Origin of the sequence: Roseibium sp. MMSF_3247, from assembly GCF_030733765.1 — a bacterium.
Taxonomy (GTDB): Bacteria; Pseudomonadota; Alphaproteobacteria; order Rhizobiales; family Stappiaceae; genus Roseibium.
Genome location: NZ_JASHII010000006.1, coordinates 330404 through 355127, shown reverse-complemented (window position 1 = coordinate 355127; position 24724 = coordinate 330404). Strand labels below are relative to the sequence as shown.

The 24724-nt window shown below is 56.2% G+C and carries 23 protein-coding genes; 12 read left to right on the top strand and 11 right to left on the bottom strand.

Going from position 1 to position 24724, the window contains the following annotated elements; translation table 11 throughout:
* Positions 1 to 351 precede the first annotated feature (351 nt).
* From RBB44_RS20480 to RBB44_RS20455, 6 genes are all read right to left on the bottom strand, one after another.
* Entirely contained in the window at positions 352 to 1506 is a 1155-nt protein-coding gene (locus RBB44_RS20480) for a thiolase family protein (RefSeq protein WP_306149107.1), read from the bottom strand.
* Entirely contained in the window at positions 1503 to 2963 is a 1461-nt protein-coding gene (locus RBB44_RS20475; RefSeq protein WP_306149108.1) for an AMP-binding protein, read from the bottom strand. The genes RBB44_RS20480 and RBB44_RS20475 overlap by 4 nt, the downstream gene beginning before the upstream one ends.
* Positions 2964 to 2990: 27 nt before the next feature.
* Positions 2991 to 3545 (bottom strand): biotin transporter BioY, encoded by a 555-nt coding sequence (locus tag RBB44_RS20470; protein ID WP_133952669.1) that lies wholly within the window; start codon positions 3543 to 3545, stop codon positions 2991 to 2993.
* A gap of 124 nt (positions 3546 to 3669) precedes the next feature.
* The gene (locus RBB44_RS20465) at positions 3670 to 4281 is read right to left on the bottom strand and encodes an energy-coupling factor transporter transmembrane protein EcfT (protein WP_209176537.1); all 612 of its coding nucleotides are present in this window, start codon (positions 4279 to 4281) and stop codon (positions 3670 to 3672) included.
* Positions 4278 to 5054, bottom strand: a complete 777-nt coding sequence (locus tag RBB44_RS20460; protein WP_306149109.1) for an energy-coupling factor ABC transporter ATP-binding protein — start codon at positions 5052 to 5054, stop codon at positions 4278 to 4280. Before RBB44_RS20460 ends, RBB44_RS20465 begins: the two co-directional genes overlap by 4 nt.
* A 121-nt stretch (positions 5055 to 5175) precedes the next feature.
* Complete coding sequence (locus RBB44_RS20455) at positions 5176 to 6585, bottom strand: PLP-dependent aminotransferase family protein (RefSeq protein WP_306149110.1); 1410 nt, start codon at positions 6583 to 6585, stop codon at positions 5176 to 5178.
* Positions 6586 to 6682: 97 nt separating this feature from the next.
* Here RBB44_RS20455 and RBB44_RS20450 point away from each other — a divergent pair, with 97 nt between their 5' ends.
* A complete protein-coding gene (locus RBB44_RS20450) occupies positions 6683 to 7279 on the top strand; it encodes a LysE family translocator (RefSeq protein ID WP_306149111.1) in 597 nt (198 codons plus the stop codon).
* A 135-nt stretch (positions 7280 to 7414) separates the two neighbouring features.
* The gene (locus RBB44_RS20445; RefSeq protein ID WP_306149112.1) at positions 7415 to 8161 is read left to right on the top strand and encodes an ABC transporter substrate-binding protein; all 747 of its coding nucleotides are present in this window, start codon (positions 7415 to 7417) and stop codon (positions 8159 to 8161) included.
* A gap of 12 nt (positions 8162 to 8173) precedes the next feature.
* On the opposite strand, the gene RBB44_RS20440 is transcribed toward RBB44_RS20445, so the two are convergent.
* Positions 8174 to 8407, bottom strand: coding sequence for a hypothetical protein (locus RBB44_RS20440; RefSeq protein WP_306149113.1), 234 nt, complete (start codon positions 8405 to 8407; stop codon positions 8174 to 8176).
* 100 nt (positions 8408 to 8507) lie between these two features.
* Between RBB44_RS20440 and RBB44_RS20435 the strand changes: the two genes are divergently transcribed.
* Positions 8508 to 9437: a LysR family transcriptional regulator gene (locus tag RBB44_RS20435; RefSeq protein ID WP_306149114.1), complete on the top strand. Its 930-nt coding sequence runs from the start codon at positions 8508 to 8510 to the stop codon at positions 9435 to 9437.
* A 9-nt stretch (positions 9438 to 9446) separates the two neighbouring features.
* Here the strand turns inward: RBB44_RS20435 and purU are convergent, their stop codons facing one another.
* From purU to RBB44_RS20420, 3 genes are all read right to left on the bottom strand, one after another.
* Positions 9447 to 10304 carry a formyltetrahydrofolate deformylase gene (gene purU / locus RBB44_RS20430; RefSeq protein ID WP_306149115.1) on the bottom strand — a complete coding sequence of 286 codons (858 nt, stop codon included), beginning with the start codon at positions 10302 to 10304 and terminating at the stop codon, positions 9447 to 9449.
* Between the two features lie 65 nt (positions 10305 to 10369).
* Positions 10370 to 11179, bottom strand: a complete 810-nt coding sequence (locus tag RBB44_RS20425) for a 3-keto-5-aminohexanoate cleavage protein (RefSeq protein ID WP_306149116.1) — start codon at positions 11177 to 11179, stop codon at positions 10370 to 10372.
* Between the two features lie 2 nt (positions 11180 to 11181).
* Positions 11182 to 12498 (bottom strand): aspartate aminotransferase family protein, encoded by a 1317-nt coding sequence (locus RBB44_RS20420; RefSeq protein ID WP_306149117.1) that lies wholly within the window; start codon positions 12496 to 12498, stop codon positions 11182 to 11184.
* Positions 12499 to 12712: 214 nt separating this feature from the next.
* On the opposite strand from RBB44_RS20420, the gene RBB44_RS20415 reads away from it, so the two are divergent.
* Entirely contained in the window at positions 12713 to 13102 is a 390-nt protein-coding gene (locus tag RBB44_RS20415) for a D-Ala-D-Ala carboxypeptidase family metallohydrolase (RefSeq protein ID WP_306149359.1), read from the top strand.
* Positions 13103 to 13405: 303 nt separating this feature from the next.
* A complete protein-coding gene (locus RBB44_RS20410; RefSeq protein WP_306149118.1) occupies positions 13406 to 13615 on the top strand; it encodes a helix-turn-helix transcriptional regulator in 210 nt (69 codons plus the stop codon).
* Between the two features lie 21 nt (positions 13616 to 13636).
* Here RBB44_RS20410 and RBB44_RS20405 read toward each other — a convergent pair whose 3' ends face one another.
* Entirely contained in the window at positions 13637 to 13996 is a 360-nt protein-coding gene (locus RBB44_RS20405; protein ID WP_306149119.1) for an ArsC family reductase, read from the bottom strand.
* A 176-nt stretch (positions 13997 to 14172) separates the two neighbouring features.
* Between RBB44_RS20405 and RBB44_RS20400 the strand changes: the two genes are divergently transcribed.
* From RBB44_RS20400 to RBB44_RS20370, 7 genes are all read left to right on the top strand, one after another.
* On the top strand, positions 14173 to 15912 hold the full coding sequence (locus tag RBB44_RS20400; RefSeq protein WP_306149120.1) for an adenylate/guanylate cyclase domain-containing protein: 1740 nt from the start codon (positions 14173 to 14175) through the stop codon (positions 15910 to 15912).
* 15 nt (positions 15913 to 15927) lie between these two features.
* Positions 15928 to 17088, top strand: a complete 1161-nt coding sequence (gene argE, locus RBB44_RS20395; protein WP_306149121.1) for an acetylornithine deacetylase — start codon at positions 15928 to 15930, stop codon at positions 17086 to 17088.
* 132 nt (positions 17089 to 17220) lie between these two features.
* Complete coding sequence (locus RBB44_RS20390) at positions 17221 to 18804, top strand: ABC transporter substrate-binding protein (protein WP_209176526.1); 1584 nt, start codon at positions 17221 to 17223, stop codon at positions 18802 to 18804.
* Between the two features lie 73 nt (positions 18805 to 18877).
* A complete protein-coding gene (locus tag RBB44_RS20385; protein WP_209176525.1) occupies positions 18878 to 19852 on the top strand; it encodes an ABC transporter permease in 975 nt (324 codons plus the stop codon).
* Positions 19853 to 19864: 12 nt separating this feature from the next.
* On the top strand, positions 19865 to 20809 hold the full coding sequence (locus RBB44_RS20380) for an ABC transporter permease (protein WP_306149122.1): 945 nt from the start codon (positions 19865 to 19867) through the stop codon (positions 20807 to 20809).
* A 10-nt stretch (positions 20810 to 20819) separates the two neighbouring features.
* A complete protein-coding gene (locus RBB44_RS20375; protein ID WP_306149123.1) occupies positions 20820 to 22541 on the top strand; it encodes an ABC transporter ATP-binding protein in 1722 nt (573 codons plus the stop codon).
* Between the two features lie 597 nt (positions 22542 to 23138).
* Positions 23139 to 24707 (top strand): HAD family hydrolase, encoded by a 1569-nt coding sequence (locus RBB44_RS20370; protein ID WP_306149124.1) that lies wholly within the window; start codon positions 23139 to 23141, stop codon positions 24705 to 24707.
* Positions 24708 to 24724: the final 17 nt, after the last annotated feature.

Here is a 24724-nt window from a genome sequence, read left to right as displayed (position 1 = left end):
GCCCCTAAAGACCCAAGCACCGCAAGACCAACGCCGCCTACGCTTCCCTTCCTTCAAATATCAAATTGTCAATGAACATGAGAACCAAAATCCTCATCAGGCCTACATCTCGTAAACTCGCAAAAACCAACCAATCACCGAACCTTTCGATCCAGCCACAATCGACCAGTTTTCCGGAATTTAGAGCGCAGCGCCCTGTCGCCAGCGACGTTGCCGCCGTCGATGAACCGGGTTATACGCAGGTCGACCGGGCCCGTCAACAGCCGATTTCGAAAAAAATCAAAAAAGCTGAAAAAAGTTTCGAAAGACGTCGTTTTGCTCGATATTACAATTAGTTAATCCTTTACCAGCTTAGGCTTCAAAAGCCTCAACCATGACACCTGCGGCCAAGCCACCGGCTGCCGCAATCAGGGCCATAGCCGTGAATTTTTGAGGAGACCCCTGCGTCCGCGGCGTATGCCAATGGTCGTGAAGCTGTACCATTAACACAGCACCCGATGCGCCGATCGGATGGCCCCGCGCCAAACCACCCCCAAGCGGATTGAGGTTATCATGAGGTATGCCCAAAGTGTCCGCGGCAGCTATAGCCTGGACCGCATACGCCTCATGAAGTTCGACAACGGTCATATCAGCGACGCTAAAGGTGGCTTGGTTTAACAGCTGCCTTGCCATTTCGATAGGGACCAAGGCTGGATCTGCAGGATCGCCGCCCATGCTGCCAGCTTTAATGACCGTTAGTCCACTTATGCCACGTTCGCTCGCCAAGTCTTCGGACATGATCAGGACCCCGGCGGCACCGTCCGCTTCGCAGGCAATTGTCGCTGCCGACAATCCTGTTTCCCGGTCTCCATAAAGAACTGGCGCCCGCATCGCCGCCCGGATGGACAAAGGCCGTGTAAAACTGTCATCCACCAAATCGGTCCCAGGACAAACGACACGTTTCTTTGAGGTCTTCGCTGCGCGAGCTTTTTCGTGCGAGTGAACTGCAAACGCCGTCTGATCCTCGCGGCCGATCTCAAGACGCGCGGCAAGACGGGCAGCAGCTTCGCTAAGATCCGGGTCGTCGAAAGGCGGCGGTGCGAAAGCCGGTCTGGAGTAAGCAACAGGCTCCGCGCCAGCGGCTTTTGGCCGATGCATGCGAACCGGTGCCCGGGTCCAGCTTTCTGCTCCCCCCGCAATCACGCAACGCGCGGCGCCGGCCTCGATCAACCGCGCTCCATGAACAATGGCATCCAAGCCGGAACAGCACTGGGTATCTATGGTCATTGCGGGAATGGTTGCCGGGAGACCCGCCCGAAGCGCCGCCATCCGGGCCGGGTTCCCACCTGCATAAAGGGCGTTTCCAAGAAGCACATAGTCGACCATGTCATCCGGAATACCGGTGTCTTCAAGGAGTTTGGTAAAAACAGGTGCGGCCAGTTCGTCGGCCTGGAGGTCTTTCAGCCCGCCGCCGCGTGGGGCCACCGGCGTCCGCCGGGCTGCTGCGATGACAGCGCGGCGCGTCATGAATTCTCACCTTCCAGCACCGGAACAGGGGCTGCGCCCACGCCAAACTCCCGTTTCAACGCCTGCAGGTCCGGTTTGCCGCCAGCCGTCAAAGGAAACTTGTCTTTCATATGAAACCGTTTTGGGCATTTCCCCCGCCCGGCAAATCTCCGGCAGTGGTCAGCAAGGGTCTGCGCCGGATCTTTTAGCCCAAGGCGGAGCGCGATCACAGCTTCCAGGCGCTCACCACGCAGAGCGTCTGTCACACCAAAAACTACGGCGGCCTTAACCGCAGGATGGCTCATGAGAACGGTTTCGATTTCCTCCGGATAAACATTCAAGCCCGACGTGATCACCATCCGGTTCTGGCGGCCAGTCACGAACAGGTATCCCGCATCATCGACATATCCATGATCCCCGAAGGTCAGCCAGTCTCCCTGCCAGACCGTATCCGGTGCCTGGCCACAAATATACCGATTGAAGAGAAGTGGGCTTTTCACCCAGATCGGACCCGGCGTACCTAACGGCAGCTGTTGATCCGGATTGCCGATGGCAACTGAAACGCCTGTAGGCGGCCGGCCAACAGACCCGGCCGGGGTGCCGTCACCCGATCGGGCAAAACTGATGAAACTTGTTTCTGACGCGCCATAGAATTCCACAAGGCGGGCCCTCGGGAAGACTTCGGCGAAGGCGGATCTCGCTCCATCCGGCCATTTGGCGCCACTGGAGAAAACAAGACGCAAGGCCTTGGGAGAACCGCTGCGCCGGGCCGCCTCCGCGATCAGTTGCAATTGGGTCGGAGTTGCATAGAGCGCGGCATTTCCCGCCTCCGCCTGAAGAACTTCCAACAATGCGCGCGGCTCGAACCGGGGCAAGACGGTGACAGGCGTCCCGCGATGAAGACCATGAACCGCCCCATATAGGTGCAGCGAATGGCTCAGCCCCCCGAGGATAATGATCCGGGTTGGCTCGAGGTCTTCAAAATCCGGTTCACTTAGACGAAAACTTTCCAACCAGGACCAATGAGACCGCACAAAGCCTTTTGGCATCCCCGTCGAGCCAGATGTGAACCCGGCATAAAACTCAGCGGTTTCCAAAGGCGGGTCGCTTGGGCGCGTGTCGAGTTCATCGTTTCGAGACGCCACAAATTGAGCGAATTGGTCGTCGTCGAGACAAAAAGCCGGCTGCACGGCCTCGAGCACGGTTTCTATCTGATGCCGCGGCCAGGAAGGGTCCATGACGAGGGCAGTGCGGCCTGAGCGTGCGCAAGCAAAGAAGCTGACGAGGGTGTCAGTGGGGTCGGCCAACAAGAGCGCAATCTGGGCACCTTCGGGAGAGTTATCCCGAAGCAGCCGCTCTCTTTCCTGAACAGATGACAGGAACTCTTCCCATGAGAGGACGCACCCGCCAGTTTGCAGCGCGGGTTCGGCCTTGCTGGCCCGCGCTTTTTTTTCCAGGTGTTCGCCGATGTAGCCCATGCGGCGTGAGATCCTGCTTCGACCGGATTAGGACCGAGACAGAACAGCGCCCGGCAGGCCGCGCGCAATCGTCTGGGCAATCACCGCTGCGATTGCGACCTTGATGAGGTCACCTGGAATATAGACTGCGCTGCCCATGGCCGCCTTCGGCAGGGAAAGACCTGTCATGAAGGAAATGCCGGGAATCCCGAAGGCGTAGACGACAAGAATTCCGCCAACTGCGCCAGCAACCGCCGCCGAAACAAGGACGCTGGCGTTGGTTGTCGCGCGCATGATCAGACCAGCGACAAAGGCGCCAACCGGCCAGCCAATCAGGAAACCGACAGATGGACCGGCAAATACGCCGAGACCGCCTCGGCCGCCGGAAAGGAACGGTGCGCCGAGCGCGACAAGGAACAAGAACAAGAGCACGGCGAGGCTGCCGCGGACCGGTCCGAGCATAATGCCCGCCAGCATCACACCAAGTGTCTGCGCTGTTATTGGCACCCCGCCCAGCGCCGGAATTGCGACTGGCGGCAGCAAACCGAGGACGGCGATGAGAGCTGCATAAAATGCAACGTGCACAAGGGAACGATCTGTCATGGGAGTCTATCCTTCTTTATCGTCGTTTTTTCTGGGACGTTTTCCGACCCGAGTCTATTGTTTGTGTCTATGGCTGCGGCGTCACCCGTCAGCCGGCCTTGTCGTATGTTGTCAAAGGCGCCCATTACTTCAGGGTCAGTCCTTGCGAGCCGCCGCGCGCCGCCAGAGCTTCGGCAACATTGTCCGACATTTTAAGCGCCTGGAGCGCAAAAGGCGCAATCAGCCTCCAGGACGACTTTTTGCCCGTGCGCGCCTGGTATGCCTCCCGAAGGACGGCGAAGATCTCCATCAAATGCGGTGCAAACCGCAACACGAGTGTGACACCCAGCGCGGGCTTGCGCGCTGAAAAGCCAGCCCATTCCAGCGGTCGGAACAACGGCATCACGGCTGCTAGCATATCATCCATTCGCGTTGTCATCGAGACAAAGCTGGCGGCAAGGACCATTACACAAAGGCGCAGGATTGCGATAACACCGTCCATGACGGTTCCCGATAACCAATGCAACGCCAAGATTGCTGCCAAAAAGATCGACAGTCCCTTCAGGAGCCGCAAGCGCTGAACGGCTCCGCGGCCGAGAGAAACATAGGCCGCGAGCACCAGGGCCAAGCAAACAACAAAGACCCAGAGCGTTTCGGTCCTGAAAAGCAAAAGGCTGCCGATCGCAACTGCGAGCAGTTTTATGCCAGCCGGTAGGCGATGGGCCCAGCTGTCGCCTGACAGGTAAACCGACATCATATCGCAGCTGCTTCCATGACGGTTCCAGACCGGCGTTCAATGTCGTCCCGATAGGCTGCAATCACCTTTGCTGCCGGTCCGTCCATACGCAACTGCCCTTCCTCCAACCACAGCACCCGGTCGAACCCGGTCAGCAGACTCAAATCATGACTGACCATCACAATCCGTTGCGGCAGCGACATGAGCTTGTTGAATATCAGCCGGGATGCCAGCGCATCCAGGCTCGTCATCGGCTCATCCAAAACCAAGACAGCCGGTCTCATCACCAGAACTGCCAGAATGCAGACTAGTTGCTTCTGCCCTCCCGACAATTCAGCAAAAGGTTTAGCGGCTAAGTCGCCGCAACCATGAAGGACCAGAAATTCCAAGGCTTTGGCACGGCTTTCGTCTTTCGAGGCGCCCAACTGTGTCAAGCCAAAGGCGATTTCTTCCTCCACCGTCGGAAAAATTGCCTGGTTATCCGGGTTCTGGAAAACAAAACCGACATGACGTGGCAATTCCGCTTGGACGGAAGCCGCATCTGCGCCAAAGACAGTGACGCGGCCTTCATCAGCGAGATGAAGACCGTTCAAGAGGCGTGCGAAGCTGCTTTTCCCAGATCCGTTCAGTCCGATCACGCCGACCCGGCGCTCTTCCAAATCCAGGCTAAGGCCTGACAGGACCTTCCGGCTGCCAAGGGTGAGACCGGCGTTTTCAAGCCGTGCATAGGGCGTGATGTCCGGATTGCAGCCGCTAGTTTGTTCTTTGTCTTTTTTGCGGGGCCAAAGCACCATGAAGTCCTATCGCGGAAGTGCTGCAACGGTATTTTTCTGACGCAGCGTTTGCCCGCTTATGGTTTGGAACGGACAGCTTGTCAAAAAACAGTCAATGATGCCCACATGAAACCTGGGCGGCCTACCCGACAAGGCGGGTCAAATCCGGTGGCGCCGCAAAGGTTGAGATGGTGGTCTTTATACGCTCCAGCGCCCAATCGAAGCGGTCTTCGTTTTCTTCAGATCCAAAGGTAAGCCGGATATAGGCTGCCGGTTTTTGCCCTTTTGCCTGAAAGTATCTTGAGGACAGCACCGAAATGCCCTGATGAGACAAGGCCGCCTGAAGCGCATCCGGATCAACGTCTTGCGGCAAGGCAAGCCATCCAAACACCTTGTGGCTGCCGCTTTGCAGAAAGTACGGCTCCAAAATCTTCTTGGCGCGGTCAAATCTCACACTGTTAGCGCGCCGCTTGACCCGGAGCGCCTTGCTGAGATGCCCCTCACGGACCCAACCGGAAATAAGCTCCGCAGTGATGGGCGATGCCATCCATGTGCTTTCGCCGATTTTGTTGCGGATTGTGTCTTCAAAGGGCGCCGGAACATGAACAAAGCCGATCCGGCTGCCGGGCGAACACACCTTTGAGATACTGGCGATCGAGGCCGTCCGCTCTGGCGCAAGGGCGCCAAAGGCCGGCAAAGGGTCGGTCAAAAACGGCGTATAGGGATCGTCTTCGATGATCTTGAGGTCATACTGACGGGCAACCTCGACAAGCCGTGTGCGCTCAACCATCGACATGGTGTGGGTGGTCGGGTTCTGCATGTTGGGCATCAGAAAAACGCCCTTCACGTGATGCATGCGAACCGCTTGGGCCAGTGCATCCGGATCCATTGCGCCCAGCCCTCCATCATCGCCGATGAGCGCCGGAACCGGCACAGCTTTCAGCCCTTGCGCGGCGAGCGAACTGAAGATCGACGGGTACGTAAACTGATCCACCGCCACAGCATCACCGGGTAGAAAAAGGGCCTGGCAGGTGACCTGAATGCCGTGCTGTGCGCCGCAAGTCACCGCGACCCGGCCCGGATCCGCATCTAGTCCGTAGTCCTTGAACACCAGAACGCCTGTTTCCCTGTGGGCCTTCAATCCTTCGGAGGGCACAAATCCGTTGAGGCGCTCAATTCCAGCCGTTTTGGCCATGCGAACCAACCCATCGGAGAGGCTAGGATTGAGAAACGGATAGGCAAAGTTTCGTGCCAGATCACACGTCTCCGGTTCCCCTTCCTTCGGGATCAGGGGAGAAACCTTCTGGCTTTCCGGCGCAACATACGTTCCACGGCCAGTTTCGCCTTTGACCAGACGCCGGCGCTCCGCTTCCGCATAGGCCCGGGTCACCGTTCCGAGCGTTATGCCAAGCTGATAGGCAAGCTCGCGTTGCGGCGGCAGCCGGTCGCCCTGGGCGAGACTGCCGGCGAGAATATCAGCTTCCAGCGCGTCTGCGATCGCAAGATAAATCGGCCCGGAAGCCGCCTCGATGTTCGGAACCCACATTGTCATGAGAACAATGTTATCATTGACCGATACAATATTTCAATACAGAGATTGTCCATACGCTTTTGTATCGATTGTATCGATATTGTATGAGGCTCCCGAAATGGACACCGCCACCCTGATGGCCTTCGCGGTCTTTGTGATCATCATGACCGGCACGCCAGGCCCCGGAAACCTGGCTTTCCTCGCGATCGGAGCGAGTTCCGGGTACCGGACGGCATTTCCGGTCATCATTGCCTCACAGATCGGCTCGCTGCCTTTGAACCTGGCAGTCGCCTACGGGCTTGGTCACATCATGGCGCAGGGCGGGATCATCGTATCGGTATTCAAGGCTTTGAGCCTGACTTATATGGCCTTTCTGGCCTGGCGGATTATTTCGCTGACCATCCGGCCCAAGGGTGAAACCACCCTTTTGACTTTTTGGGAAGGGTTGTTGATCCACCCGCTAAGCCCCAAGACATGGGCCATGAGCCTCGTCGCGTTCTCGACTTTCTTTGCAGGAAACGGTCTGGATCTGCATGCCAACGCCGCCATCCTGGCAACCGGTTTCCTCTTGGGCGGAATGGTCTTTCATTCGCTTTGGGCGCTGGTCGGTGTATCTATTCTGGCTCTTATCGGCGAAGGCCGGTTGATGCGTTCCATCACTGTTGTGATGGCGCTCACCATGCTCGCCGCAACTGTCTGGGCTCTGATGCTGTAAATGCTGACCCGGCACCGGTCTTTACTGGCTGATAGCTTGAGAAGAGAGCAGATTACAGAAAACTGCCAATAAAAAATTATATGTTTGTGTGGTCCCATACGGCCTCGTTCCGATGTTTCACGGAGGTCGTTTCCGGTGGCGATACGGTCCTGGCTCTGGGTTGCGCTGTTGGTGGTCGCTATATTCCCGATCGGACTGCCGACGCTTGGGCATCCGGCAGGGTCTGTGATCATCTTGGCGACCGATTACCCGCCCTTTGATATCGCAGAACCCGAAGATGACCGCCTCGGATTTGACCACGAAGTTGCCGTTGAAGCCTTCAAGCGCAAAGGCATCACGGCAGAGGTTGTCTATGTCCCGTGGTCCCGAGCGGTCAGCGAGACCGAAGCTGGCAACTATCCCGGCCTTCTGACCTGCGCCCATACCGTTGAACGTGCTGAGCACTTTCTCTTCAGCGCGCCGATCAGCCAGGAAGCCTATGGCGTTTTCTACCGAACAGGGCATCCGGTCGAAAACATTCGGAGCATTGCAGACCTTAGGGGCCAGCGGGTCGCCTCTGTTCTTGAATACGCCCCAAACGCGGAAATGGAGAGGCAAGGCGCGGAGTTGGTCAACATCGCCACGGATACGGCCGGCTTCAAGATGCTTGAACTGGGGCGTGTCGACTATTTTCACACCGGACAGGCGGCCGGTCAGCATCTCAAAAAGAAACTTGGCTATCGCAATGAATTTGGTTTCCGGTCCTTCGTTGTCTGGGACTATTTCTTGTGTTTTTCTCGAAAGCACCCTGACTCTGAAGAGTTGAGACAGGCATTCAATGCAGGCTTAGCGGAAATACGAGCTGACGGAACCTACGAAGGTATCCACGCCCGGTACCGGTAATGCTTTCCACGCTTAGCGGCGTTGCAACCTGTCGAACTCATAGCGCCAGTTTTCTTCAAGGCTTTGCGGGCTTGGCTGTATGTCGTCAAGGCCGATGTCCCGTTTCAATGCCGCTGGCAAATCAGAGAGAACAGCGCGTTTACGCCGATGGCAATACCATCCAGAAAGCAAGCCATGGATAAATTCAACTAACCCCAATTTAGAGCGCACACTCGATTTGGTACATTTACAATCGACAGAAGACATGAAAATCGCCCGAATTCACTGATGACTTTAGGGTGTATCGCGTGTCGACTGTTGATTGACCAATGAAAAGACAATAGACATGCATAAGGAGTATTTATGCATGCCCACCTCTTTGCCCCCGTTGTCTGCTGTCAGGGCGTTCGATGCCGTTTCAAGGCACCTCAGCTTCACAAAGGCAGGTGATGAACTTGGCATGACGCAGGCCGCGGTCAGCTACCAGATCAAACTTTTAGAAGAAAAACTCGGATTTTCACTGTTTGAGCGAAAGCCCCGGAAAATTGAGCTGACGCCGCGCGGCCAACAGCTTGCAGATGGTGTAACTGACGCATTCGACCGGCTTCGCGGCACGTTTCACGACGTCCAGGAAGCAGAATCGTCCGAACTCGTGATCAGCAGCAACACCACGTTTGCCGTCACTTGGCTGTCGTCGCGCCTGTTCGAGTTTCAAATTCAAAACCCCACCATCGCCGTCCGGCTTGTTCCGTTCGGCCCCTGGGAGACACCGGCCTTTAATGATGGTGATCTGACAATTACCGCCTGCTATCAACCGCCGAAGGGGTGCTGTTATCACCAGTTGATCCAGGCCGAATTCACTCCGATGATTTCCCCGCTGCTTGCGGAAAAACTTGGCGGGATCCATGAACCGGCTGATCTCTTGAAGGCACCAATCATCGACCCTGAAGACCATTGGTGGCGAACGTGGTTTGCTGATGCCGGCTTGCCGGATGTTGATCTTAGCCAAAACCCGTCCAGCCGGATGGGCTCACAGGCACTGGAAGCCAACCGGGCCATTGCCGGGCAGGGGGTCGCGATTCTTACCCCGTATTTCGTACGGGACGCTCTTGCAAACGGACAGCTGATCCAACCTTTCGAATTGGTTTCGCGGATTGAAAGCGAATCCTGGAACCTGAGCTATCCGATGCAAAGCAAAAACAGCCGGAAAATCCGGCTGTTTCGGGATTGGCTTTTCTCCGAACTTGAAAAAGACGGCCGCAAGTTGCCGTTCGGGCTGGAGCCGGAAACCGTCTGATCTTCGGGCCTACGGCGTGAAGACAATTGTCTTGTTGCCAACAATCATGACCCGGTTTTCCAGGTGGTATTTGACAGCGCGTGCGAGCACGCGGGATTCAATATCCCTACCGCGCGCCACGAAATCATCTGCCGACAATGCGTGACTGACGCGTTCTGCGTCCTGCTCAATGATCGGGCCTTCGTCGAGATCCGGCGTCACATAGTGCCCGGTCGCCCCGATCATCTTCACACCGCGCGTATGCGCCTGATGATACGGCTTGGCGCCCTTGAAACTCGGCAGGAACGAGTGGTGAATGTTGATCACCTTGCCGAAGAGCCGCTTGGACAGGTTATCGGACAGCACCTGCATGTAACGCGCCAGCACCACCAGATCTGCGCCGGTTTCCTTGACCAGCTTCAGGAGTTTTTCCTCCTGCTCCGCCTTGTTTTCCTTGGTCACCGGCCAGTGATGGTACGCAATGCCTTCATGATCGGCGGTGCGGGCGCTATCCGGATGATTGGAGACGATGGCAACCACCTCGGCATCCAGCCAGCCAACCCGGATCTGATACAGAAGATGCAGCATCGCGTGGTCAAACTTGGAGACCATGATGATCACTTTCGGCCGCTTGGCCGTGTCGACCAGCTTTGCTTTCATGTCAAAGCGGGCAATGACCGGATCAAGCGCCTTTTGAACGCTCTCTAGTGTCACACCTTCCGGCGCCAGCATGGCGATGCGGAGAAAGAACTGATTGGTGGCACGGTCCCAAAACTGATCACTCTCTGCGATATTCGCACCGAAATCGGCCAATTCCGTTGTGACGGCTGCGACAATTCCCGGCTTGTCCGCGCATGAAAGCGTCAGGACGTATTGGTGTTCGGCCATATTCTCAGTCACTCCACTCTGTCGGGTCTTGCCCGAATGTGAACCGCCCTGAAGGCGGTTCAGCCTCACAGAACGGAAATGTTTTTTTCTTCCAGGGCCGACACCAGATCCCGGACCCGGTCAGCATTGTCCTTCGCAACTGCACCATCGCGGTTCCAAAGGCCGTTCTCAAATCCTATCCGGGCCTTGCCACCGTTCTCGATTGCATATACCAGACATTCTGTTTCCCGATGCCCAAAGGCACACACCCCCCAGTCAATCTCATGATCGCTCCGGCGTGCTTTCAAACGATCCAGAAAGGGGTGCAGATCTTCCGGAGCACTCTCCTGATTGTCCGCGTAGCGCCCTAGAACCAGCAGTACCTGATGCGTAATGCCAGGAATACTGCCATTTTCAACGAGGTCGAAGAACCGGTCGAGGTCCTCTGCACTGTAGAGGATGTGTTGAACAGATATTCCTTCCTTCAGGGCCCAGGAATAAAACTCCGCCGCCGCTGCTGTATCGCCGTCCGGCACCATCTCGCGCACTGCGATCGACACCAGTGACGGCACTAGATCCTGAACCAGATTACGCTGGTCTTCCGGTGTGTATTTTCCAACAGCTTCGGTGGTGATTTGAATCTGCATTTGCGGCAATGCAGCATTCAATTCCGACAAGAGCGCCTGGTAGAGGTCTTTGTCCAGAACATGTGCCCCGTTTTCATCGCGGACATGGGCATGGATTGCGCCCGCGCCTGCTTCGAAACACGCAACAGCTGCCTCCACCGTTTCAGCGATCGTCACCGGAAGGGCCGGATGATCCACCTTGGTGCGCCGCGCGCCGTTCGGCGCAACCATAATAAGTGGTAGCGCCTGAGGTTTGGTGTCAGGTGCCATGATCAAAAAACGGCCTTGAATGCAGTTTGAAGCTTGTCGGCAATCTCGGAGATGTGCTGATCTTCCATAATGAAGGGCGGTGCCAGCAGGATGTGATCGCCTTTTACCCCGTCAATCGTGCCACCCATCGGATAACAGATCAGCCCGGCGTCGAACGCCGCCTTTTTCAAGGCCTTATTCACCCCGCGTTTGGTGTCAAAGGGTGTTTTGCTTTCTCGGTCCTCAACAATTTCAATGCCGCGGAACAGGCCGCGTCCACGGATATCGCCAACATAGGGGTGCTGTCCGAATGCCTCTCTCAGGGTCGCATCCAGTTTGTCGCCCAGAGGATGAACCTGATCGACCAGGCCGCCAGTCAGCTTTTTCAGAACGGCAAGAGAGGCCGCGCACGCCGTCGGGTGGCCGATATATGTGTGGCCGTGCTGGAAGAAACCGGACCCGTTTTCGATGGCCTCATAGATCTCCGACGTACACAGCATAGCCCCAATCGGCTGATACCCTGCGCCAAGGCCCTTTGCGTTCGCAAGGATATCCGGCGCTATGCCGTCCTGCTCACAAGCAAACAGACTGCCTGTGCGTCCCATGCCGCACATCACTTCATCCAAGATGAGCAAGATCCCATAGTGATCACAGATTTCCCGGATCCGCTTGAAGTAACCTTCGACAGGCGGGACCGCACCAGCCGTTGCGCCGACGACCGGCTCGGCCACAAATGCCATGACGTTTTCCGCGCCAATGCGCTGGATTTCGGTTTCGAGTTCATTGGCAACGCGTCGCCCGTATTCGATGGCCGTTTCATCCTCCGCCCGTCCGCGATACTCGTAACAAGGTGAAATGTGGGAGGTTTCGATCATCAACGGCGCGAAGGGTTCACGGCGCCACTGATTGCCACCTGTCGCCAGCGCCCCGAGCGTGTTGCCGTGATAGCTTTGCCGGCGGGCGATGACCCGGTGTCGGGATGTTTCGCCTTTTTCCAAAAAATACTGACGCGCCAGTTTCAGTGCGGCTTCCATTGCTTCCGAACCGCCGGAGACGAAGTACACCCGGTCCAGATTGCCCGGTGCATGATCGATCAAAAGATCAGCAAGCTGCTCCGCAGGCTCTGAAGTGAAAAACCCGGTATGTGCGAAGGCAATCTGGTCGACCTGACCTTTGATCGCCGCGGTCACGTCGGGATCGCTGTGCCCAAGGCACGACACGGCCGCGCCGCCCGATCCATCAAAGTATTTTTTGCCTTTACTATCAATGATATAACATCCATCGCCACCAACAGCGACAGGGGTGGATGCTTTGGTATGACGCGGAAAAACGTGAGACATGAACACGAACCTCACCAAGGGTGTCTCGCGCCGGATTGTGCGCTTGAGACATTTGTATCATGAATTTGCTACATGTGAAACAAATGTTTCTTTGCCACGTTAACCATCTCTTTCATTAAAATTTTAATCAAATTGCTGGCAGTTCTGGGGCGGGGGCAAACACTTAGAATTTGCAAGGCTGTTTGTTATGCGTCAGCGTTTTTTAGCCTGGATAATGTTTTTGGGATTGTCCGTTGTTCTGGTTGGATGTGGATCGGTTGCCGGTGTCACCGGCATGGGCTGGGCAACGGCCTCGCACAGCGCGATCGACTACAACGACTCGTCCTGGTGCGTGCCGAGAAAACTAAAAAAGGTCCTGAACAAGGTCGCGAAACGGTACGGTACGGTGAAGGTCCATTCCACCAAACGCTGGTGGTTCGAAAACTGGCGCAAAGGCGGCGCCCGCAGTTCCTATCACTTGAATTGTCAGGCCGTTGACTTTTCCGTCAGTGGCAACCCGTCTTCCGTCTTGGCTTTCCTGAAGTCCCAGTCTGCGGTGGGCGGTTACAAGTACTATTCGTCAGGATTTTATCACATCGACACCGGGCCGCGCCGCACCTGGTAGAAACATAGATCGGCTCCCGTTATTGTTTGGGGAGCCTCTGGCCTCTCAGAGCATCGGGCGTTTTGATAAAAACGCCCGATGCTCGACCAATTTAAGAGCGATCAGCTTTGGGCTTGAGAACGATCCCGATATAACGTCCGCTGATCTAGTGCCGAATGCAAATCCATTGGTTCCAATACACATTGAAGGTCCTCGGCTTGACATTCAAAGTAGACGTGATGTTTGGACACTCCAAGCACGGTTTCCCGGCTCCCAACGGATCGGAAAAGTGCGTTACCTGCCTCTTGCTAAGGACGTTACACCATGACACATGAACAATTCAGAATTTGGCGAAAAGGCCACTTTTCCAGCCAAGCCAAGGCTGCTGACGCTCTTGGTGTTTCCCAAGAAAGTGTGGCCCTTTACGAGCGCGGCTCCCGGCGTGGAAGCGATCCGCGCCCGGTAATCATTCCCCGGACCGTCGAGTTGGCATGCGCGGCAATCGCTGCCGGAATAACCGGCTACACCGGGTAGGCCGCAAGCTGGCCGAGCCGCTTATTTCAGTTCACCCAACTCCAGTGCCATTTCCCAGGCAACAGCATCGAAACCGACAAAGTTCTTTTCAGCGCCTTCCACGATCGGGCGTTTAATGACGGATGGATTTTCGATCATGACGTCCAGCGCACTTTTTGCATCGGTCACGCCATCCTGGGTGGCTTCATCCAGCCGGCGCCAAGTCGTACCACGCTTGTTCAAAACAACTTCCCAACCGAATTCGCCAACAAACTTTGCGAGCTTGTCGGCATCAACGCCGTCTTTCTTGTAGTCGTGAAAACTGTATTCCACCCGGGCTTCATCCAGAAACTTCCGCGCTTTCTTGACCGTATCGCAATTCTTGATGCCATAGACCTTCATGATGCCTCTTACCGGTTTGAAGTTCATTTGGCGGCACAATTGCTTTTTGTTCTGAGTGTTTCAAGACCATCGCCCAACAATCCACGGTCAGCCCGGTTCCGTCTTGACGCGGGCGCTTCAAGCTGCACTGTCGTTACATACGATCAGACCACTTTTTAGCCAGGCGTTCAGACACTGTGACCGACCCCGCCATTCCATCAAAGGTGCCCGCAACCTCTGCAGATGCGGCATGGCCCAACCCCGGGCATGGCAACTGGCGCCAACGGCTGCGCCTGTTAAGCGGACTGGTTCTTTTCCTGTTTTGCCTCAGTCACTTTTCCAACCACGCCATGGGCATCATTTCCGTCAATGCGATGGAGAAAATGTCGCTCTGGCACTACTGGATCTGGCGCGGGCCGATCGGCGAAACCGTGTTGATCACGGCAGCTCTCACCCATGTCGCGCTGGCGCTCTGGCGAACATCCAAGAGACGCACTTTGCGCATGCCGCCCTGGGAGTTCGCTCAGCTTGTGCTGGGGCTTTATATCCCCTGGACGCTGATACCGCATGTCATCACAACGATGGGACTGGCGAAAGAGTTCGGCTTTATCCCGAACTACCACCAGATGCTGACGATCCTTTGGCCGCAAAATGCGGTCATGCAATCCATCCTTTTGCTGGTGGTTTGGACCCACGCAATGATCGGGCTGCATTTCTGGCTGCGGCTCTACCCGTTTTACCACCGCGTCAAATACATCGCTTTGGCTGCCGCCATAGCATGGCCTGTCATGGCGCTTTGGGGCTTCATTGAAGGAGCCCGGCGCCTGGCCCTGGCAGAGGATGTGACAGTCAAGGTCTCGGACGAGCAGTGGGCATGGCTCTATGCGCAGACCGACAATATCAGAGCCATTGTGTTCGGCCTGATATTCTTGAGCCTGTTTGTCATTGTCATCCGGTATCTTGCAAGCCGTGTTTCTGCAGGCATTACGATCTCTTATCCCGGCGGTTTGACCGTTCGGGCCCAACCGGGTGCGTCTCTTCTTGAGATCAGCCGCATGAACGGAATCCCCGTTGCTTCCGTTTGCGGCGGTCGTGCACGCTGTTCGACCTGCCGCGTCAAGGTATTGAACGGGCTGGAGAGTTTGTCACAGCCAAACCCGGCAGAGACAACAGTTTTGAAGCGGATTGGAGTGCCGGAGGATGTCCGCCTGGCTTGCCAGATCAGGCCAGCTGCAAATCTGGAAATCCAACCGCTGGTGCCGGTGAAGGCAAACTTGGTACGGCAGGACCATGTTCAAGATGCTTATTATTGGGGCGTCGAACAGGATGTCGTCGTCATGTTCGTAGACCTCCGGAACTTCACCAGCATGACCGAGGCGCAACTTGCCTACGATGTCGTCTTTCTTCTGAACCAGTATCTTGACCGCGTTTCGGCCGTAATCCGGGCAGAGGGCGGCTATGTCGACAAGTTCATTGGTGATGGCGTCATGGCCATCTTCGGCATGGAGACGGGTGCTGAGACCGGTGCGCGCCAGGCTTTGAAGGCTTGCCGGGGCATCGAGAAAGTCATGGAAGCACTGAACGTCGAAAAGGGCCCTCAGTTCCGCGACACGATCCGTCTCGGTGTTGGCCTCCATCTCGGCCAGGCCATCCTGGGACGTATTGGCGCTGCCGGATCCGGAAAAACTGAAGGCGGGCTCACCGCGCTTGGCGACGTCGTCAACACCGCCAGCAGGCTGGAAACCGAAAATAAATCGCGGAACAGCTTCCTCGTTGTTTCCAAAGACGTAATTGACGCGGCTCGCGCAACGGCACCCGATGAAACACTGTACGACGTCAGCGTGCGCGGCAAGGAAAAACCACTCCAAGTCTTTGCACTTAAGCAGATGGATGGTTTATTGCTGCTTGGGGAAACAGGGGTAAAAGACCTCGTGTAAATAGCCGGGGCGCACGTGCCAAACACCTATACACCGCGGGAAATGCTGACGAAACTCGTGTCCTTCAACACGGTGTCGGATCGCAGCAATCTCGAGCTTATTTCATTTGTCGAAGAGTACCTGTCCAGTCACGGCGTATCCGCTGTGCGTGTCCCGGACGCAACGGGTGAAAAGGCCGCCTTGTTTGCCACCGTCGGGCCAAATGTCGATGGTGGTATCGTTTTGTCGGCACACACCGACGTGGTACCCGTCGACGGGCAAAACTGGACGTCGGATCCGTTTTCGGCATGGGAGGCTGGCGGCCGCCTTTATGGGCGTGGCACCGCCGACATGAAAGGGTTTGCGGCAACAGTTCTGGCGAAAGTACCAGATTTCTTAGGCGCAGGCCTCTCCAAACCGATCCATATCGCACTGTCTTACGATGAAGAAGTGGGCTGCTTCGGCGCGCCGCCGATGATCAGGGCAATGCTGGCCGAGGGGCCGCATCCGTCTGCGGTGATCGTTGGGGAGCCAACGAACATGAAAGTGGTTACCGGACATAAGGGAATTGCCGTCCTGAAAACCCGGGTCCACGGACATCCGGTACATTCCAGCCAGCTGCACCGCGGGGTATCTGCAATTTCCGCCGCAGTGAAACTGATTTCCTGGCTGGACGGGCAGACCGGAGAGAACAAAGCCAAAGCAGATCCGGAGTGTCCATTCGAGCCACCCTATACGACCTTGCATTGCGGCACGATCCAGGGCGGAAAGGCGCATAACATCACGGCGCAGACCTGCGAATTCATGACAGATATCCGGTTGCTGCCCGGCGAGAACCTGGAAGACTGGATTTCGGCATACCGGGAATATGCTGCCTTCCATGTTCTCCCGCAGATGCAGGAGATCTCAAAGGAATGCCGGATTGATATCGATGTTCTTGCAATGGTTCCAGGGCTTGCTGAGGAAACCGATGGAACCGCGGAGCAATTGGTCCGGCGCCTAACCGGCGACAACGGCCGTCATGTCGTTGTCTACGCAACAGAGGGCGGTCAGTTTCAGGAACATGGCCTGTCAACGGTCGTGTGCGGACCCGGATCAATCGACCAGGCACATCAGGCCGATGAGTTTATCGACCTTACGGAACTTGATAAATGTGCCAATTTTCTGGATGACCTGTGTGAAAAAGTTTTGCGCTAATCGGAGAAATCCGATTTGATGCATTCCGCCAACGCTGTCATAATTGGCACAATTTACGACTTTCCGGTCGTGAAGAAAAAATTGAACAACAACGAGTTCACATAAGCGCTGAATAGCACTGAAGAGGGGACTATGAATACCAAAACCAAATTGATTGCTGCTGCTGTGGCAACGTTTGGCGTGGCATCCGCTGCGCAGGCGGAAACATTGAAGTTTGCGTTTCAGGGGACATTGAACGCCCTTGATCCGTACAGCCTCAACGAAACCTTCACGCTGTCCGCCCTTGGCAACACCTATGAAGGTCTGACCCGCCGCGGTGCAGACCTGCAGATCGAGCCGAGCCTTGCCGAGCGTTGGGAAGTTGTCGAGCCGAACCGCTGGCGTTTTTACCTTCGCCAAGGCGTCAAGTTCCACAATGGCAACGACTTTACAGCTGAAGACGTCGCCTTTTCCGTTGACCGTGTCCGCTCCGAAGGGTCCGACCTGACAACCCGCGTTCCTGGCGATGCCAAGGTGGAGATTGTTGACGACTACACCGTCGACTTCGTTCTGACCGGTCCGAACCCGATCCTGCACTATGAGTGGGACACGTTCTACATCATGGACAAGGAGTGGACCGAGGCCAACGACGCGGTCAAAGTCACCTCTGCTTCCGACACCACCCCGAACTATGCGGCCCTGAACGCGAACGGCACTGGCCCGTTCAAGCTGGTCAGCCATGAGCCGGGCGTGAAGACCGTTTATGAGAAAAACGATGGCTGGTGGGACACCGCGTCTCACAACCTGACCACCGTTGAGTTCACTCCGATCGGATCCGATGCAACCCGCGTTGCAGCGCTTCTGTCCGGCGAGATGGATATGGTTTACCCGATCCCGATCCAGGACATCAAACGCATCAACGACAATGACGGCACTGTCGCCCTGACAGGTCCTGAGCTGCGCACGATCTTCCTCGGCATGGACCAGATGCGCGATGAGCTGCTGTATTCCGACGTGAAGGGCAAAAACCCGTTCAAGGATGCCAAGGTTCGCAAAGCGTTCTACCAGGCCATCAACATTGAAGCGATCAAGCAGAAAGTGATGCGCAACCTCGCAACACCGTCCGCGATCATGATCTCCCCGTTCCTGTTCTCCAAGTCGGATGAGTTCGAGCGCTATCCGTACGACCCGCAGGCTGCAATGGATCTTCTTGCAGAGGCTGGTTATCCGGACGGATTCTCTGTCGGCATGGACTGCCCGAACGATCGCTATGTCAACGACGAAGCCATCTGTCAGGCCGTTGCTGCAATGCTCGCCCGCGTTGGCGTAAAGGTTGACCTGAACGCCCAGCCGAAAGCGAAGTACTTCGCCAAGATCCTGGCATCTGGTGGCTACGACACATCGTTCTACCTGCTTGGCTGGACCCCGGGTTCCTTCGACAGCTTCAACGTTCTGTCCAACCTGATGAACTGCCGCGACGAAGCTGGCAAAGGCTCTCCGTTCAACAACGGTGGCTGGTGCGATGCGAAAATCGATGAGCTGACACAACAGATCCTGGTTGAAAACGATCCGGCGAAACGCGACGACATGATCGCGGAAGCCTACAAGATCTCCCACGACAATGCCTACTACATCCCGCTGCACCAGCAGGGTCTGGCATGGGGCGTTGCGGACGACGTTGAGCTCGTCCAGCGCGCGGACAACCAGTTCCACTTCCGCTTCGTCACAAAGAACTAAGCGGTCCTGTTAAAAAATGAAGCGCCCCCGGTTCCGCCGGGGGCGCCTTTTCTTGAAAACGTAAAGAGCCGAAATGATAGGTTTTGCAACACGTCGTTTGCTTCAAGCGATGATTGTCATGTTGGTGGTGGCGCTGCTCGCTTTCACCATGTTCCGTTTCGTCGGAGATCCGATCAACCAGATGGTCGGTATCGAGACATCCATTGAAGAACGTGAAGCACTGCGCGAGCGTTTGGGTCTGAACGATCCCATCCCAGTCCAATTCGCCCGCTTCATCGGCAATGCTGTGCAGTTCGACTTCGGCACATCCTATCAGTTCAAACAACCCGTTTCGGAGCTGTTTGCCAAACGTATTCCGGCAACGCTTGAGCTCAGTTTCGCATCCTTCATGTTTGCGCTGGTTGTCGGCATCCCTATGGGTATTTACGCCGGTCTCAACCGCGAATCGGCGATTTCAAAACTGTTTCTATCGGTGTCTTTGATCGGCATATCCCTGCCCACCTTCTTCATCGGGATCTTGTTGATCTTCCTGTTCTCGGTCACGCTGCAATGGCTGCCAAGCTTTGGCCGCGGCGATGTCGTCCAGGTCGGCTCCTGGTGGACAACAGGCTTCCTGACAGCCTCCGGCCTGAAAGCGCTGATCCTGCCAGCAGTCACGCTCGGCATGTATCAGATGACGCTGATCATGCGCCTGATCCGGGCGGAAATGCTGGAAGTCATTCGAACCGACTATATCAAGTTTGCCCGCGCACGCGGCCTGCCGGACCGGCTGGTCCACTTCCGGCACGCGCTGAAGAACACCATGGTTCCCGTGATCACGATCACCGGTCTTCAGCTCGGGTCGATCATCGCTTTTGCGACCATCACGGAGACCGTCTTCCAGTGGCCGGGCATGGGTCTGATGTTCCTGCAAGCTGTTCAGAACGTCGATATTCCGATCATGTCGGCATATCTGCTGCTGACTGCTTTCCTTTTCGTCGCGATCAATTTCATCGTCGACATTCTCTATTTCTTCATCGATCCGCGTCTGCGGGTCGGACGGCCATAAGGAGACTTGACCATGGCTGATGTCTCCACACCGAGCAGCGAGCCGAAAGGCCGCCTTGCACGCATCATCGACAGCGACCTGTTCCACTCCTTCCTGCGTTCGAAGGTCACCGTGGTTGCTGCCGTGATGACACTGATCCTGTTCCTGGTCGCATTCCTTGCGCCCTGGGTCGCGCCACACAATCCGTTTGATCTGGCGACGATTTCCATTCTGGACGCTCGCGTTCCACCGGTCTGGATGGAGTTTGCCGACCCTCGCTTCCTGCTCGGCACCGATGATCAGGGCCGGGATCTGTTGTCCGGGATCTTCTACGGCATGCGGATTTCGCTCATTGTCGGTTTCTGTTCGGTCATCGCTGCCGCGATCATCGGCATCACCGCCGGTCTGGTCGCCGGTTACATGGGCGGCCGAGTCGATGCGATCATTATGCGGATCGCCGATGTTCAGCTCACATTCCCAGCCATTTTGATCGCGCTTCTGATTGACGGTGTCGCCGCCGGCATTTTCGGCGGGATCGACCGCGAAGTCTTCGCCTTCTACATTCTGATCGTGGCGCTCGCGCTATCGTTCTGGGTGCAGTACGCCCGGACCGTTCGCGGGTCCACGATGGTGGAAAAGAACAAGGAATATGTTCAGGCAGCCCGCGTGATCGGTATTCCCTCGGTCATTATCATGGTCCGTCACATCCTGCCGAACGTGATGGGTCCGGTTCTGGTTATTGCGACCATCAACCTGGCGCTAGCGATTGTCACAGAATCCAGCTTGTCGTTCCTCGGCGTCGGCATGCCACCCACCCAGCCATCCCTCGGCACCTTGATCGCGATCGGCAACGACTTCCTCTATTCCGGGGAATGGTGGATCGCGATTTTCCCGGGCATTGCGTTGGCTCTGCTGGTTTTGAACGTCAACTTGTTGGGCGACTGGCTGCGTGACGCCCTCAACCCGAAACTGCGCTGAGGTGCCTCCCGTGAACGTCCTAGATATCAAAGACCTTCGGGTCGAGTTCCCGGGCCGCAAATCGGTTTTCGTAGCGGTTGAAGGGGTGAGCTTGAAAGTGGATGCCGGCAAGATCCTCGGCGTGGTCGGGGAATCGGGCGCTGGCAAGTCCACCGTCGGCAACGCCGTGATCGGACTTCTACAGGAGCCCGGCCACATTGCAGGCGGTGAAGTCTATCTGCATGGCCAGCGGATCGATGAACTGCCTTACAAGAAAATGCGGCAGCTCAGGGGCCGGAAGATCGGCATGATCTTCCAGGATCCCCTGACCTCGCTGGATCCGCTGCAGACGGTGGAGTCCCAGCTGGTGGAGACAATCCGCACGCACCTGCCGCTTTCTGCCAAGGAAGCACAACAGCGGGCGATTGAATTGATCGACGCGGTCGGCATTCCCAATCCTGCTGAGCGGATCAAACAGTACCCGCACCAGTTCTCCGGCGGCATGCGCCAGCGTGTTGTAATCGCGCTCGCACTTTGCGCCGAGCCAGAGCTTGTGATTGCTGATGAGCCGACCACAGCGCTTGATGTGTCCATTCAGGCGCAAATCCTGGAGCTGATGAAAAAGCTCTGTGAAGAACGAAACGTTGCGATGCTCGTGATCACCCACGACATGGGCGTGATTGCGGACATCACTGACCATGTTGCGGTGATGTATCACGGTGAGTTGGTGGAGTATGGGGAAACCAACCAGGTCCTTGGTGCTCCGAAACATCCCTATACGCAGAGCTTGATTTCCGCCGTTCCCCGGCCCGATATCAAGGTCGAGCGGTTTCCGGTGGTCAACTACATCGAGAAAGCCGGCACGCCGCAAAAACATATCGACATCTCCACTCACTGGCTCGGCAAGTCCCGGGACTATGACAAGGTGACAGGGCCTCTGGTCCAGATCCGGGACCTGGAAATGCGCTTTGAGACCAAGGGATCGATTTTCCCCTCGAAGCGGGAATACTTCCATGCGGTCAAAAAGGTCAGTTTCGATATTCACGAAGGCGAGACCTTCGGTGTCGTCGGTGAGAGTGGCTCTGGTAAATCCACGATCGCACGTGTGATTACCGGGCTTTATCACCCGAGCGGTGGATCGATCCTCTTCGGCAAGACGGAACTGACATCACTGAAGAACCAGAAAGAAATTCTGGCGATGCGCCGGCAAATGCAGATGATCTTCCAGGATCCCTATTCGTCGCTCAATGCGCGGATGCGGGTTAAGGACATCATTGCCGAGCCGATCAAGTTCCACAAACTGGCCTCCAGCAATTCTGAAGTCCGCCAGATCGTGGATGATCTGCTGGATCATGTCGGCTTGGGCGCGGCCGCGGGCCAGAAGTTCCCGCATGAGTTTTCCGGTGGTCAGCGCCAGCGGATCTCAATTGCGCGGGCCCTCGCGACCCGTCCGCGTTTCTTGATCTGTGATGAACCGACGTCCGCGTTGGACGTATCGATCCAGGCACAAATCCTCAATCTTCTGAAGGATCTGCAGGAAGAGCTCGGGCTGACTATGATGTTCATCAGTCACGACCTCGCGGTGATCCGCCAGATGTGTAACCGGATCGGTGTCATGCGCAACGGTGAGCTCTGCGAAGTCGCAGACTGTGATCAGCTGTTTGAGAACCCGCAGCACGAATATACGCAGCAGCTTCTCAATCTGATGCCGTCAATGGAACTGCTGTCCCGAGCCAATCTGGAAACAGCCTGATACCTCAAAGCTTTGCACTGTCCCGCCTTCCGCGGGACAGTGTCCCAAACCAGCTAAGTCACTGTTTATGAGTCTTTTTTGAGATTCGCCTGAGTCGTCCACTTGACTCTGCAGACACTCCTGATTCCCGATCTGCCGCCCAGCGATAGTCACAGTGGACTCCGGACCCGGCAATTGTTGCCGCCCCTGTTTTTAAGTCTTTTCCATTTAGTATTTTCGCGGATATTCATTTCCCAATCAATCGTAATTCCGTTTCTTGAGAGATTGCCTTGAGGTATTTCTGTAGCTTATGTTTATATAAACAGTCTCTTTTTCTATGCGAAAATTCATTACAATGAATTTTTATTTTTTGTTTTGAAATTTTCTCTATTTTCATTTTCCATATTGATTCATATAAACTCTATTTTACTTTTAACTCCGGCATTGTATTTCGATCCAATCGACCAAACTATCGGTATTCTTGCCAAGGGGCGAAGCCGTTCCCCGTTGGAGCTATCTGACCGCCAGATTGAAGCGCAGACCGCCTGTACTGCATTTTCAATCCGGAGCGACACCCGGCATCACGCGACCGGGAAAGCACAGGGAACGGGGATCATCATGCAACAGGCCGCAAAAAAGCCGGCTCTCTCACTGGAAGTCATCAGCAGGGCGACACTGATCGCAATCGCATCAACTCTTCTCGCCGTAGCATCAGCGCATTCAGACACAGAACCAAACACTGTGTCCGTTATCAGCCTCTGCGCGATGTCGGTTCTGTTCTCAGCCACCAGTCTGGCTTTCTGTCCGGAAGCCGCGGCTGGACGGAGCTTAAACTATGCAACTGTGCTCGTTTGCGGGGGACTGCTGATTGTAGATCCCTTCCTCCCATTCATTTCAACCGGAGGAATCACCCCCCATGCCCCTGCGTTTTCCGCCGGGCTCATGATGATCCTTCGCGCACTCGCTGTTTGGATCCTGCCACCACGTGGCGAACGGACCGGGCTCAAAGAAGCTTTTGCGTCCAGCCAACTCAGCCTTCTATGCGGCGCCCTGTGGCTTGGCATAAATCCCGATCAGGCACCGATTGCGGCTGTTGTCTGCCTGGTGCTCTCCTGGCCCTATCTCGTTGATGGCATCAATGCCTTTGCTGACAAGGTCTATTTGGAAGCGGCCAAGGCCGCCGGAGTTCGTCGCCTTGGGACTGCGGCATTCGCCAAGGTCGCGTCGGCCCGCGATATCGTCATCGACAAGGCTGCCGTCATGTCGGGCCCAAACCTGGTGGTGACCAATGTCATGGCTTTCAACAATGAACCCAAAACACTGCTTGCCGTTGCCGCATCGGCTGAAAGCGGGAGCGATCATCCCGTCGCAGAAGCTTTGCGCCAACTGGCGGAGCAATGGCGTGTCGACATCAAGCGGCCCGATCGCTTCGAGCAAGCGCCTGGGCTGGGCGCAGTCGCTTTGCTCGGCGGGCAAAGTGTCGTCATTGGCACGGCCAACCTGATGCAGAAGCACAAGATCGACAGCTTCACCGCCGACGCCATCGCCCGCTCACTTGAAGCGGACGGCAAAACGGTTCTCAGGGTTGCTGTGGGCGGCCGGGTTGTTGGTGTCCTCGGCCTAGAAGGCACTTTGCGTCAGGATGCAGGTGTTGCTGCCTTTGCGCTGCGCGGGGAAGGCCTCGTACCCTGGCTCTATAGCGGAGACAGTGAAAAGACGCGCGAAGCCCTTGCCAACATGCTGGGCCTGGAACTGGTTGCAGACCCGCGTCCCGGCGAAAGCGCAGCGGAAGCAGCACACCGCTATTTGGGCGATCAACAACCTCTGGTGCTGACACTGTCGCAGGATCGCACCTCTTTGGAGTTGAGATCCGTCCATAAGACCATGGAAGATCACAGCACGCCGCAAACGGTGATCCTGGCTGTGAGCAACACTCAAGACATCGGCGCTTTTCCTGCACTTAAGGACCTTGCCATGCGACGCAAGGCGCTCGCCGCTCACGCGCAACGGTTTTTGTCGGGCCTGTCGATTTTGTGCGGGGTTTGCGGTGGTTCGTTGCTGCTCCCCATGTCGGCGGCCCCTGTTCTATTCCTTGTCAGTCTCACCGTCCTCTGGGCTTTCGCGCGTTATTCTGTTGCGGATCGCAAACAGGAAACAAACGCAGGGGGCCTGATCGCAGCGAGTTGATCTAATGCGCTTTACAA